Genomic DNA, 11974 nt, shown 5'->3' with positions numbered 1-11974 from the left:
GCCACGCCCCTTGGCCAATCCGCTAAGGTAGGGCTAAGTTAGGTAACCCTTACCAGCGGGGGCGGCTGCGGTACGCCTTCGGCAGATATCTCGATGTCGAGATAACTCTAGTACATGTCCGGGGGGAGGGACGAGGCGCGCACCCGCAGTCCTGCCGGGACCGTCCGCTGACCAGGCGATTCCGCATGCCCGGATTCGATCAGGTTGACCAGGACAGATACCGCCGAAGCGGCGATCCGCTCCGGATCGAGGGTGACGGTGGTCACGGCGGGTTCGGTCTCCGCGTAGGCGGGATCCTCGCTCGCGCAGACCAGCAGCAGCCCCCGATCCCGCCCCGAGCCGCCCGGTACGCCGGGTACGCCGGGTACGCCGGGTATACGGAGACCGTGGCGCGCGGCCGCGGCCAGCACCTGGCGGCCCCCCGGGTCGTACACGCAGTACACGGCGTCGGGGCGGTCCGGCCCCGAGAAGGCGGAGTCGAAGGCGTGCCCCGCCGCGTCGTCCGGATCGAAGGGGACCAGGAGCGGAGCCAGGCCGCGCTCCGCGCACCACTGTTCGTAGGCCGACGTGACGGCCCCGGTGTAGAACTCGCGGCCGTAGCCGCAGTGCAGTGCGATCCGCCGGGCCCCGGAGGCCGTGAGATGGTCGAGCACCTCACGGGTGGTCGTGGTGTGGTCGTTGTCCACCCACACGTCCGCGGGCCACGGGTCGGGCGGCCGGCCGTCGAAGACCACCGGCAGACCCCGCGCCCGTAGGGCCCGTAGCACCGGGTCGCCGGCCGGGCTGTCGAGCAGCAGCATCCCGTCCACGGAGAGGGTGTGCCACAGCGGCTCGGCGCCCCGGTCGGCGGGCAGGGTGGTCAGGGCGTACCCGTGCGCGTGCGCCGCCGAGGTCGCGGCGGTGAGCAGCCGGGAGAAGTAGGCGATCCCGACGAAGTCCCAGGCGTCCCCCGCGTACGTGGTCACCGCGACGCCGAGGCTGCGGGTGCGCGGGCCGCGGCGGGCTCCGTAGCCGAGGGCGCCCGCCACCTCGCGGACCCGGCGCCGGGTGGACTCGCCGAGGCGGCCGGTGCCGTTGAGCGCGTGGGAGACGGTCGCGGTGGACACCTCGGCGGCGCGCGCGATGTCGGCGAGGGTCGGTCCGGGCGCGGGTGGCTGCTCTGGCACGCGGCCATCGTACGGATTTCGTCGATGGGGGCGGCTTCTGGTTAAGCGGTTAATCAAACAGTGTCCTGGCCACACCAACGTTTGGAGTGGGCATGACGTCTTCTTCGCACCTTTCCCGCCGGGGACTGCTCGCGGCCGCCGGGATCACCGGGGTCGCCGGGGCGGCCGGCTTGCTGGGGGCCGCCCCGGCCTCGGCCGCCCCCGCCTCCGCCCCCGCCCCCACCTCCGGGCGCGGTTCGGCGGCCCTGGTGGTCCACAACGCCTCGGTGTTCACCGGGACCGGCAACCGGGCACGCGTCGAGGCCGTCGCGATCGGCCGGGACGGCAGGATCCTCGCCACCGGGACGAACGCGGCGCTGCGCCGGTACGTGGGCCGGGACACCGAGGTCGTCGACGCCCGCGGCAACACGGTCATGAGCGGCATCCACGACGGCCACGTCCATCCGCTCGGCGCCGGCGAGCGCTCGCTGTCGCCCTCCCTGGAGGGCGCGGAGACCACCCTGGCCGAGCTCCAGGAGATCCTGACCGGCTTCCTCGCCGACACGGGCGGCGCGGGCGCGGAGCCCGACCGCTGGCTGGTGGTCGAGGACTGGAACCCGGTCGGACTGCTCCCCGTGGGCACCAACCCCCACCACACGATGCTGGACGCGCTCCCGACCCGGCGGCCGATCGCCCTCGTCGGCGGCGACGGCCACAACCTGTGGGCCAACGGGCGGGCCCTGGACATCGCCGGGATCACGGCGGCCACGCCGGACCCGGTCGGCGGCAAGGTGGTCAAGGGCGCGGACGGCCGACCCACGGGCGTCCTCAAGGACGACGCCCAGGGCCTGGTACGGCGGCACGTACCGGAGCCCACCCGGGCCGACCTGGTCGCGGCGTGCGCCGAGGTGCTGCGGCTGGCGGCCGCCTCCGGGGTGACCACGATGATGGACGCGCTGGTGGGTCGGCACGAACTGGAGCTCTACCAGGCGCTGTCGGCGGCCGGGAAGCTGCCGCAGCGGATCGTGCCCGCGATCCGGTTGGAGGCCGAGCAGACCAAGGACCCGGCGGGCGCGCTGGCGTACGCCCGGGGCCTGCGGCGGGAGTTCGCGGGCGTGCGGGGACTGCGGTTCGGGATGGTCAAGGTGTTCCTGGACGGGGTCATCGAGTATCCGGCGCAGACCGCCGCGCTGCTGCAGCCCTACCTCGACGGGAACGGCGGGCCGACCGACAACCGGGGCGAGCTGTACACCTCGGCGGCGGACTACGGGCGGCTCGCCGCCGCCTTCAACAAGGCGGGCTGGCAGATGCACGCGCACGGGCTGGGTGACCGTGCGGTACGCACCGCTTTGGACGGATACGCCTACGCCAAGCGGGTGACGGGCCTCCGGGACGCCCGCAACGCCGTCGCGCACCTGCAGCTCGTGGACCCGGCGGACCTGCGGCGGTTCGCCCAGTTGGGGGTGACGGCCTGCATGCAGCTCCAGTGGGCGGCGAAGGACACCTGGACGATGGAGGCGCTGCTGCCCTACATCGGCCCCGAGCGGCACCGGTGGATGTACCCGGCGCGGAGCCTGGAGAAGGCGGGTGCGCGGCTGTCGGGCGGCTCCGACTGGCCGGTGGACGCCCTCCAGGTGTGGAACCAGTTGCGGACCGCGATCGACCGCCAGGGCGCTTTCGGGGCGGGGCCGCTGTACCGCGAGCTGGAGGGGCTCGACCGGGACGCCGTGCTGCGGATGCACACCTCGGGAACGGCGTGGCAACTGCGCCAGGAGGAGCTGACGGGCACGGTGGAGCCGGGCCGGGCGGCGGACCTGGTGGTGCTGGACCGGGACGTGAGGCGCTGCCCGGTGGCCGACATCAGCGGGACGGGGGTCCGGATGACCCTGGTCGGCGGCCGCGTGGTGCACGACGCGGATTCCGCGTCGGGGAAGGCGGCCTCGGCGCGGGTGGCGGGCGCGGCGTCGGGCCCGCGCCCGGCCTCGTACGCGACGGTGCACGCCGGCGGGCGGCACCACGCCTGCAAGAACTGAGCGGGGGTCCGCGGCCGGCGGGGTTCGGCCGCCGCGGGCCGGTCGCCGGGCTCAGCCCGCCGCGAGACCGTGACGGGCGGCCCAGGAGTTGAGCGCGGCGGCGATCTCCTCGGGCCGGTCCTCGGGGCAGAGGTGGGCGGCCGGCCCGCAGTACTCGACCTCCAGCGCCGAGACGTTCTCCTCGCACCAGGCGACCGTCTCGGGGCCCACCATGAGGGCCGGCGAGCCGTCGAAGGTGAGCAGCAGCTTGGGCACCTCCGGGCTGTCCGCCAGCCAGGCGCCGTACCGCTCGACGGCGGCGTGCACATCGGCCGGATCTCCGTCGATGGGCAGCGAGCGGGCCCACCGCAGCAGGGGCAGCCGGCTCTCGCGGGTCGGGTAGGGGGCGGCGTAGACGGCGTGGTCCGCCTCGCCCATCGGGTGCAACACGGTCTGCCCGACGCTGTCCTCGATGAAGATGTTCCGGTCCAGGACCATCTCCTCCCCCACGCCCGGGGTGCGGATCGCCTCGAACCGGGCCCGCGCGGCGGGCGGGTACTGCGCCCAGCTCAGCGGTCGCACGATGGTCTCCATGAAAGCGATGCCGCGGACCCGACCGGGGTGGCGGGCGGCCCGGTCGAAGGCGAGCGCCCCGCCCCAGTCCTGACCGACCAGCACCACCTCGTCGAGCCCGAGCGCGTCGAACCAGGCGTCCAGATGGCGGGCGTGGTCCTCGAAGCGGTACTCCCCGCCCGGCTTTCCGGAGCGGCCCATCCCGATGAGGTCCGGGGCCAGGACGCGGACCGCGCCCTCGATCCGGGGCAGGACGCGCCGCCAGAGGTGGGAGGAGGTCGGGTTGCCGTGCAGGAACACGAAGGGCACGGCGCCGGGCCGCGCGTGGTCGCCGCGGTGGTCCTCGTAGTACATCGTCGTGCCGAGTACGTCGATCGTGGGCATGGAAGGCCCCTTCCAGCAATCGTTGGTCTGACTAACGTTAGTGACACGAACGAAGTTATATCGTTAGTGCCACCAACGCAATGGGTACCATCGGCCCATGACCACGGAAGAGAACGACCCCCGCGTCCCCGCGCGGCTGCGCGAACTGCCCAGCCGACTACTGGGACAGGCCTCCACCCACGCGCAGCGGCTCGTGACCGAGGGGCTGAGCGGGGCGGACGCCCGTACGTGGCACTACGCGGCCCTGGTCGCCCTGGAGGAGTCCGGCCCGGCGAGCCAGGCCACCCTCAGTGCCCGCACCGGCATCCACCGCAGCGACCTGGTCGCCGTCGTCAACGAACTCGCCGCACGCGAACTGGTGGAGCGGACCCCCGACCCCGCGGACCGCCGGCGCAATGTCGTCACCCTCACGCCGCCCGGCCGGCGACACCTACGCAAACTGGAACAGATCCTCACCGCGGCCCAGGAGGAACTGCTGGCCCCACTGTCCATCCAGGAGCGGGAGCAGCTGACCCACCTACTGGGTCGGATCGTCGACCATCACGCGTACGGGGCCCCCGCAATGGGACCTGAGGGTCGGTAACAACTACTCAATTCACCCATTTGCCACACCCGACGCGGGAGTCATCTCATATCTGAGATAGCGTGCCCCTATGGCAGACGACTACCTCGTACGCATCGGCAAGCTCATCCGTGACGCCCGGCAGCATCGCGGCTGGACACAGAGTCAGCTCGCCGACGCCCTCGGCACCAGCCAGAGCGCAGTGAACCGGATCGAGCGCGGCAACCAGAACATCAGCCTTGAGATGATCGCCCGCATCGGCGAAGCGCTCGACAGCGAGATCGTCTCCCTCGGCTACGCCGGCCCGATGCATCTGCGCGTGGTGGGCGGCCGCCGCCTGTCCGGCGCCATCGACGTCAAGACCAGCAAGAACGCGTGCGTCGCCCTGCTCTGCGCCTCGTTGCTCAACAAGGGCCGTACGGTGCTGAGGCGGGTGGCCCGCATCGAGGAGGTCTACCGCCTCCTGGAGGTCCTCAACTCCATCGGTGTCCGCACCCGTTGGATCAACGACGGCGTGGACCTGGAGCTGATCCCGCCGGCCCGCCTCGACATGGAGGCGATGGACGCGGACGCGGCCCGCCGGACCCGGAGCATCATCATGTTCCTGGGCCCGCTGCTGCACCGGATGGAAACCTTCCGCCTGCCCTACGCGGGCGGTTGCGACCTCGGCACCCGCACCATCGAGCCGCACATGATCGCCCTGCGCCGCTTCGGCCTGGACATCACCGCGACCGAGGGCATCTACCACGCGAAGGTCGTCCCCGGGATCTCCCCGGACCGCCCGATCGTGCTGACCGAGCGCGGGGACACCGTCACCGAGAACGCGCTGCTGGCCGCGGCCCGACACGACGGCGTGACCGTCATCCGCAACGCCTCCTCCAACTACATGGTCCAGGACCTGTGCTTCTTCCTGGAGGCCCTGGGCGTCCGGGTCGACGGCGTCGGCACCACCACGCTCACCGTCCACGGCGTCCCGAGCATCGACGTGGACGTGGACTACTCCCCCTCCGAGGACCCGGTCGAGGCGATGAGCCTGCTCGCCGCCGCGGTCGTCACGGAGTCGGAACTCACCATCCGCCGGGTGCCGATCGAGTTCATGGAGATCGAGCTCGCGGTCCTGGAGGAGATGGGCCTGGACCACGACCGCTCGGCGGAGTACTCGGCGGACAACGGCCGCACCCGGCTCGTCGACCTCACGGTCCGCCCCTCGAAGCTCGAGGCGCCGATCGACAAGATCCACCCCATGCCGTTCCCCGGCCTGAACATCGACAACGTCCCCTTCTTCGCGGCCATCGCCGCGGTGGCCCAGGGCCAGACCCTGATCCACGACTGGGTGTACGACAACCGGGCCATCTACCTGACGGACCTGAACCGCCTCGGCGGCCGCCTCCAACTCCTCGACCCCCACCGCGTCCTGGTCGAGGGCCCCACGCGCTGGCGGGCGGCGGAGATGATGTGCCCGCCGGCCCTGCGCCCGGCGGTGGTCGTCCTCCTGGCGATGATGGCGGCGGAGGGCACCTCGGTGCTGCGCAACGTCTACGTGATCAACCGCGGCTACGAGGAACTGGCCGAGCGCCTCAACTCGGTCGGCGCCCAGATCGAGATCTTCCGCGACATCTAGGAAGCCGGATCGATCGACCGACGCGCCAACTACGAGGCAAGCGCACGCCTGAGGCCCCATCCCCCTTCACCAAGGGCGATGGGGCCTCAGCGCTTCGGTCCTTACGTCCACCAGGCGATGATCACTACCCCTCGGCATCCCGTTTTGCTTCAATGTCCTCGAAATCGGCATGGGGGAGAGCATGGGGCACGAGCCGGCGACGGCAGAGCGCGAAATCGACCGCTTCCTGGGCCGGGTGAGCGACCGGCGACCGCACTGGAACGTCAAAGGTCGGGAAGTCTTTCTGCACAAAGACGGCAGGCTGCGGTACGCGGCTTCCGTTTACGAGCACGGGTTCGACGGCGAGAACCGGCTCGCCCCGCAGATCGTCCTCACCGTGCGGGACTGCGATGCCGACAAGATGAGGGTGCTCCTGCGAGCCGTGGCGAAGTACGGCTCGACCACCTATGCCAAACCGTTGAACCCCACCACTGCGCAGATCGGCTTGGTCAGCGAGCCGCTTCCGTTCGGACTGCGTAGTCGAGCCGTCGACTGGGTCGAGCACACCTTCAAAAGGCTCCGCCCCGTGATCAACGCGACCCTGGGTACCCCCGAGAAACGCACCTCCGCTCCGGGCAACGCCGCGCAGGCCGGGGATCAGGCACCGCGGGCGCCCCGGCCGAAGAAGGCCTGTCCGGTCTGCCACCAGCCCCTCCCGTCCGGCTACACCCGGCATCAGCGCTGCGAGAACCCCCGTCTCGCCATCACGGATCCCGGGCCGGCGGTGCCGGCTCACCGCAACCGATATCAGGAGCTGGTCGCTCGCATCGAGCAGAGGGAAGTCCCCGGCCATCGCGCCCAGCGCACCAGCAGCGTCCCGGTGCGCCGGCAGTCGGCCAAGGAAGCGGTCTTGGAGCGCTGCGGCGGCCGGTGCGAGAGTCCTGAATGCTCAGGGATGCCGACAGATGTCACCGACACCGGGAAGCCGATCCTCGAAGTCGATCACGTCCGCCCCATCGCCGAGGAGGGCCGTGATCATCCGGAGCAGATGGTGGCGCTGTGCCCGAACTGTCACGCCGTCAAGACGCGTGGATCCACGCGGCACAAGCTCCAGCAGACCCTGCTCGAGATCGCCCGCAAGGCCCACCAGGCGGCCATGGCCGGGTAGGTACGCCGGATCGGCCACGAACCGCCGGCGGGAGGTGATCGTGCCCCTCCACAACCTGAGCCGCCCCGCGCAGTCCTGCCATCACCCACTCCCAGAAGGGGAACCCGCTCGGTGGGCACTCCGCAGAGTCGTGAACCCGCTCGAGACGACACCGCCGACCGGTGCGCCGTCAGTGCGGGGTCGGGAGCCAGGTCGTGGGATCGGACGTCGGCTGCTCGCCCGTCGCCAGGTTCTTCACCTCGTGTGCGGCCCCCTCCTCGAACGGCGGGAACCAGACGAACGGGATGCCCTTCCGGGACGCGTAGCGGACCTGCTTGGCCACCTTGTCGGCCTGGTGGTAGAGCTCGACGTTCATCCCGCGGCGGCGCAGGAGCGCCGCCGTGGCCTCGGCCTCGGGCCGGCGGTCGTCCCGCGGGACGACCACGAGTACGTCGCTGGGGCACTTCACGGGGGTCTCCAGGAGCCCCTCCGCCAGGAGTTTGGCGAAGATGCGCGTCAGCCCGATCGACATCCCCACACCCGGGAGCCCGCGCCGGATGAAGGATCCGGTCAGGTTCTCGTAGCGCCCGCCGGAGCAGATTTCGCCGTGATCCGCTCGACGGTCGAGTCGCGGACTCGATCGGACGCCGGTGACCAGCGTCGTACACGGAGCTGTGCGTGATCAACCGACTTGAGGCGGCGCCACCGACGCCGACCCCCTTCGAACCGCCCCTCCGTCTCACCCCTCGTCAACACTGGTAGCGAATTCAACCTTCTGGGTATCTTGAGCGCCGCTCAAGGAGCACTCACGACCCAGGAGTTACCGATGAACATCCCGACCCGCCGCAGAACGAACGCCATGAAGAAGCGCTCCAGAGGCGCCCTCGTCGTCCTCGCCGCCGTTCTGTCGCTCGCCGCCTGCGATCCGGCGGCGCCGGCCACCACCCCGAGCGTCAGCGCCTCCGCCACCGCGCGTACGAGTCCCAGCCCTTCCGCGGTGTCGGTCACCCCGAGCCCGAGCGAGAGCCCGACCCCCAGCGCCGAACCCACCACGGCCGCGCCGACCCTACCGGCCCCCGTCGCCGCCCCCACCACCGAGGCTCCGGCACCCACCAAGGCCGCCCCCGCGCCGCCGGCCCCGACCCGTACCCGTACCCAGGCGCCCGCGCCCGCGCCCGAGCCCACCAAGGCGACCGCCGGCTGCTATCCCCGTTCCAACGCCGGCAACTGCTACAAGGCCGGTCAGATATGCCGGAAGGCCGATGTCGGCACGTCCGGGCGGGACGCGGGCGGGCGCGCCATCCACTGCCGCGACGACGACAGCGTCGGCCAGCGCTGGGGCTACTGACCGTCCGCCGTTCGCAGGCCCCGGCCCCGGGCCCTACGCCGCCTGCGGGGTGAAGGGGTGGAGGGAATCGCCGCCTGGACCGACGATGCCGTAGGTGCTCTCCGGGACCTTGTTCCAGGCGCCGGGAAGGTCACCGAGGGGCTCGGAGACGACCAGGCGGGTCTCGTCGGAGACTTCCTGGAGGAACTCCATGTCGGGGTGCAACTTGCGGAGCGCGTCCACCCGGCTGCTGTAGAACAGCGATCGCGACTCGCTCCGGCTGGAGTACCGGAAGGCCCAGAGGCGTTCGCCGTCGCTGATGGCGAGCGTCATCTGGAGCGGGTACTCCACACCGTGCTCGCGGCCGACGCGCTCCACCACGCCCGCCATCCGGGCCACCGCGCCCGGCGGATCGGCCTCCAGGCCGCAGGTGAGCGCCAGGTGGAACATCACCTCGGAGTCCGTCGTCCCCTCGACGTCGGGGTACAGCACGGGGTCGATGAGCAGGGTGAGTTCCCGCCGCATTCGGTGGAAGTCGGCGATGGCCCCGTTGTGCATGAACAGCCAGCGGCCGTACCGGAAGGGATGACAGTTCGTCTGCTGCACCGCCGTACCGGTCGACGCCCGGATGTGGGCGAAGAACAGCGGGGAGCGGACGTGGTCCGCGAGTTCCCGCAGATTGCGGTTGTTCCAGGCGGGGCCGATGTCCCTGAAGGTCGCCGGGGTGGTCGTGTCCTCCTCCGTGTACCACCCGACGCCGAATCCGTCCCCGTTGGTCGTCTCCACACCCAGCTTGGAGTGCAGGCTCTGGTCGATCAGCGAGTGGGCCGGTTTGTACAGGATGGTTTCGAGCAGCAGGGGTGTTCCCGAATACGCGAGCCATCGGCACATGAGCGATCACCTCCGGGGACAACACGCACGGTAGCCCTATCCAGTGTGGGGGCACCCCTTGATGATCGCCACGCCGGCGGGGGCGTCGCGATCAGGCCACTGTGCGGCCTGATGGGCCCTCGTCCTCGCCAGGCGAGCACGGGGGCGGCAGAATCGGGTTTCCGTAGGACGAAGGGGCGGGGGCCATGACGGTGCAGGCGAACGCGAGCGGGGACACGGGTACGGGTGCGGACACGAGCACGGGCACGGGCACGGGCACGCGTACGGAGGTCCCCGGCCCGGCCGGCGTTCCGTTGCTCGGCTCACTCCTCGACCTCAGGTCCGACTCCCTCGGGACCTATCTGCGCGCCCAGCAGCAACACGGCGACCTGGTGCGCATCACCGCCGGTCCGCCCGGCATGCGCGCCGAGTTGTACTGCGTCTTCTCCGCCGAGGGCGCGCAGCAGGTGCTCGCCTCCGACGCGGCGGGCTTCCGCAAGGACAACCGCTTCTACCAGGAGGTCCGGGAGTCCTTCGGCAACGGCCTGCTGACCAGCCAGGACGAGGACTACCTGCGCCAGCGTCGGCTCGTGCAACCGCTGTTCACCCGCCGCCGGGTGGACGGGTACGCCGAGGCGATCGCCGCCGAGACCCGATCCGTCATCGACTCCTGGGGTGATGCCCTCGACGGCGTCGTCGACGTCTCCGACGAGATGATGCACCTGGCCCTGCGGGCCGTCGCGCGCATCCTCTTCGGCACCGATGTCGAGACCACCGCCGATGTCGTGGCCGAATGTTTTCCGGTCATCACCGACTACGTGCTGCGCCGCGGCTACTCCCCCGCCAACATTCCCCGTCACTGGCCCACTCCTGGCAACCGGCGGGCCGCCGCCGCGTTGGACGAGCTGTACGGGGTGTGCGACAGGATCATCGCGGAGCGCCGGCGCGAGGTCACCGCCGATGACGGCGCCGGCGACGACGGCACCGGGGCCGGGGCCCGAGCCGGGGCTCCCGGCGAGGACCTGCTGACGCTGCTCGCCGCCGCCAAGAGCTCGGACGACGGGGAGTTCGACGCCGCCGAGCTGCGCGACCAGGTGTTGATCTTCCTGCTCGCCGGGCACGAGACGACCGCCACCTCCCTCTGTTTCGCCCTGCACCTGCTGGCCCTCCATCCCGAGCAGCAGGACCGGGCCCGCGCGGAGGTCTCCCGCGTGCTGGGCGACCGTACGCCCGAGGCCGCCGACCTGGAGCGGCTCCCGTACCTCACCCAGGTCCTCAAGGAGGCCATGCGGTTGTACCCGGCCGCGCCGGTCATCGGGCGCAAGGCCGTCGCCGCCACCCGGATCGGGGAGCACACCGTCCCCGCGGGCGCGGACGTGATCGTGGCGCCCTGGGTGACGCACCGCCATCCCGCGTACTGGCCGGACCCGGACCGCTTCGACCCCGAGCGCTTCACCCCCGAGGCGGAGGCCGGGCGGCCGCGCTACGCGTGGTTCCCGTTCGGCGGCGGGCCGCGCGCCTGCATCGGGCAGCACTTCTCCATGCTGGAGTCGGTGATCGCGCTGGCGATGATCCTGCGGGCCTACGAGTTCGAGGCCGTGGACACCGAGGTCCCGGTGGGGGCCGGAATCACCCTGCGGACGACCGGCCCGGCGCGCTGCCGGATCCGTCGCCCGAGCACGCCGTAGACCGCGTCGTGGACCGCGTCGTGGACCGCGTCGTGGACCGCGTCGTGGACCGCGTCGTGGACCGCGTCGACGACGCGCCGTAGACCGCTCCGTGTCACGGATATACGGGATGCGGGCAGGTCGAGGCGGGTAATAGGGTCGATTCCCGTGGAACCACTCACCGAGAAACAGATCCGCTCGTCCTTCGTGAACTGCACCAAGGGCGAGGCGGCACGGCTGCGCCTACCGCTCGACTTCGCCGAACTGCCCTGGAAGGACCTGGACTTCCTGGGGTGGGTGGACCCGGGAGCGCCCCTGCGGGCCCATCTGGTGCTGCCCCGGGAGGACGGTTCAGGTCCGCTGGGAATCTCGCTGCGCGTACCGGCGGTCGGCCGCACCAGCGTGGTGAAGTCCAGCCTGTGCCAGATCTGCCTGACGGGGCACGCCTCTTCCGGGGTGACCCTGCTCGCCGCGCCACTGGCGGGCGCCCGCGGTCGTGAGGGCAACACGGTCGGCACGTACATCTGCGCGGACCTCGCCTGTCCGCTGTACGTACGCGGCAAGCGTCAGGCGAAGCTGCGCGCCGGGCAGTACGAGGAGTCCCTGACGCTGGACGAGCGGCTCGCCCGCATGGGGGACAACCTGAACGCCTTCGCTGCCCGCGTCACGGCGGTGTAGCGGCACGGA

The 11974-nt window shown here is 71.3% G+C and carries 11 protein-coding genes; 7 read left to right on the top strand and 4 right to left on the bottom strand.

Features of this window, described 5'->3' with window-relative positions:
- Nucleotides 1-107: 107 nt before the first annotated feature.
- A complete protein-coding gene (locus tag ACGFYY_RS23910; protein WP_393712150.1) occupies nt 108-1166 on the bottom strand; it encodes a LacI family DNA-binding transcriptional regulator in 1059 nt (352 codons plus the stop codon).
- Nucleotides 1167-1258: 92 nt separating this feature from the next.
- Here ACGFYY_RS23910 and ACGFYY_RS23905 point away from each other — a divergent pair, with 92 nt between their 5' ends.
- Nucleotides 1259-3178, top strand: a complete 1920-nt coding sequence (locus ACGFYY_RS23905; protein WP_393712147.1) for an amidohydrolase — start codon at nt 1259-1261, stop codon at nt 3176-3178.
- Between the two features lie 51 nt (nt 3179-3229).
- Here the strand turns inward: ACGFYY_RS23905 and ACGFYY_RS23900 are convergent, their stop codons facing one another.
- Complete coding sequence (locus tag ACGFYY_RS23900) at nt 3230-4114, bottom strand: haloalkane dehalogenase (protein WP_393712145.1); 885 nt, start codon at nt 4112-4114, stop codon at nt 3230-3232.
- 97 nt (nt 4115-4211) lie between these two features.
- Here ACGFYY_RS23900 and ACGFYY_RS23895 point away from each other — a divergent pair, with 97 nt between their 5' ends.
- From ACGFYY_RS23895 to ACGFYY_RS23885, 3 genes are all read left to right on the top strand, one after another.
- Nucleotides 4212-4697, top strand: a complete 486-nt coding sequence (locus tag ACGFYY_RS23895) for a MarR family winged helix-turn-helix transcriptional regulator (RefSeq protein WP_393712142.1) — start codon at nt 4212-4214, stop codon at nt 4695-4697.
- Between the two features lie 70 nt (nt 4698-4767).
- Nucleotides 4768-6297: a UDP-N-acetylglucosamine 1-carboxyvinyltransferase gene (locus ACGFYY_RS23890; protein ID WP_365281480.1), complete on the top strand. Its 1530-nt coding sequence runs from the start codon at nt 4768-4770 to the stop codon at nt 6295-6297.
- A 181-nt stretch (nt 6298-6478) separates the two neighbouring features.
- Entirely contained in the window at nt 6479-7444 is a 966-nt protein-coding gene (locus tag ACGFYY_RS23885) for an HNH endonuclease (RefSeq protein ID WP_393712140.1), read from the top strand.
- 169 nt (nt 7445-7613) lie between these two features.
- On the opposite strand, the gene ACGFYY_RS23880 is transcribed toward ACGFYY_RS23885, so the two are convergent.
- Complete coding sequence (locus ACGFYY_RS23880; protein ID WP_393712137.1) at nt 7614-7955, bottom strand: His/Gly/Thr/Pro-type tRNA ligase C-terminal domain-containing protein; 342 nt, start codon at nt 7953-7955, stop codon at nt 7614-7616.
- A 294-nt stretch (nt 7956-8249) separates the two neighbouring features.
- On the opposite strand from ACGFYY_RS23880, the gene ACGFYY_RS23875 reads away from it, so the two are divergent.
- Complete coding sequence (locus tag ACGFYY_RS23875) at nt 8250-8771, top strand: hypothetical protein (RefSeq protein ID WP_393712135.1); 522 nt, start codon at nt 8250-8252, stop codon at nt 8769-8771.
- Between the two features lie 33 nt (nt 8772-8804).
- Here ACGFYY_RS23875 and ACGFYY_RS23870 read toward each other — a convergent pair whose 3' ends face one another.
- Nucleotides 8805-9641 carry a class II glutamine amidotransferase gene (locus ACGFYY_RS23870; RefSeq protein ID WP_393712133.1) on the bottom strand — a complete coding sequence of 279 codons (837 nt, stop codon included), beginning with the start codon at nt 9639-9641 and terminating at the stop codon, nt 8805-8807.
- A gap of 185 nt (nt 9642-9826) precedes the next feature.
- Between ACGFYY_RS23870 and ACGFYY_RS23865 the strand changes: the two genes are divergently transcribed.
- Together ACGFYY_RS23865 and ACGFYY_RS23860 are read left to right on the top strand one after the other, a co-directional pair.
- The gene (locus ACGFYY_RS23865; protein WP_393712130.1) at nt 9827-11308 is read left to right on the top strand and encodes a cytochrome P450; all 1482 of its coding nucleotides are present in this window, start codon (nt 9827-9829) and stop codon (nt 11306-11308) included.
- 147 nt (nt 11309-11455) lie between these two features.
- Entirely contained in the window at nt 11456-11965 is a 510-nt protein-coding gene (locus tag ACGFYY_RS23860) for an FBP domain-containing protein (protein WP_393712128.1), read from the top strand.
- Nucleotides 11966-11974 lie beyond the last annotated feature (9 nt).

Source organism: Streptomyces sp. NPDC048331 (assembly GCF_043201215.1).
GTDB lineage: Bacteria > Actinomycetota > Actinomycetes > Streptomycetales > Streptomycetaceae > Streptomyces.
This window is presented reverse-complemented; position numbering and strand designations above follow the sequence as displayed.

Excerpts from the sequence above, each read along its gene's own strand:
- ACGFYY_RS23905 (WP_393712147.1), top strand. The coding sequence starts at position 1,259 with ATGACGTCTTCTTCGCACCTTTCCCGCCGGGGACTGCTCGCGGCCGCC.
- ACGFYY_RS23900 (WP_393712145.1), bottom strand. The coding sequence starts at position 4,114 with ATGCCCACGATCGACGTACTCGGCACGACGATGTACTACGAGGACCAC.
- ACGFYY_RS23895 (WP_393712142.1), top strand. The coding sequence starts at position 4,212 with ATGACCACGGAAGAGAACGACCCCCGCGTCCCCGCGCGGCTGCGCGAA.
- ACGFYY_RS23890 (WP_365281480.1), top strand. The coding sequence starts at position 4,768 with ATGGCAGACGACTACCTCGTACGCATCGGCAAGCTCATCCGTGACGCC.
- ACGFYY_RS23885 (WP_393712140.1), top strand. The coding sequence starts at position 6,479 with ATGGGGCACGAGCCGGCGACGGCAGAGCGCGAAATCGACCGCTTCCTG.
- ACGFYY_RS23880 (WP_393712137.1), bottom strand. The coding sequence starts at position 7,955 with ATGTCGATCGGGCTGACGCGCATCTTCGCCAAACTCCTGGCGGAGGGG.
- ACGFYY_RS23875 (WP_393712135.1), top strand. The coding sequence starts at position 8,250 with ATGAACATCCCGACCCGCCGCAGAACGAACGCCATGAAGAAGCGCTCC.
- ACGFYY_RS23870 (WP_393712133.1), bottom strand. The coding sequence starts at position 9,641 with ATGTGCCGATGGCTCGCGTATTCGGGAACACCCCTGCTGCTCGAAACC.
- ACGFYY_RS23865 (WP_393712130.1), top strand. The coding sequence starts at position 9,827 with ATGACGGTGCAGGCGAACGCGAGCGGGGACACGGGTACGGGTGCGGAC.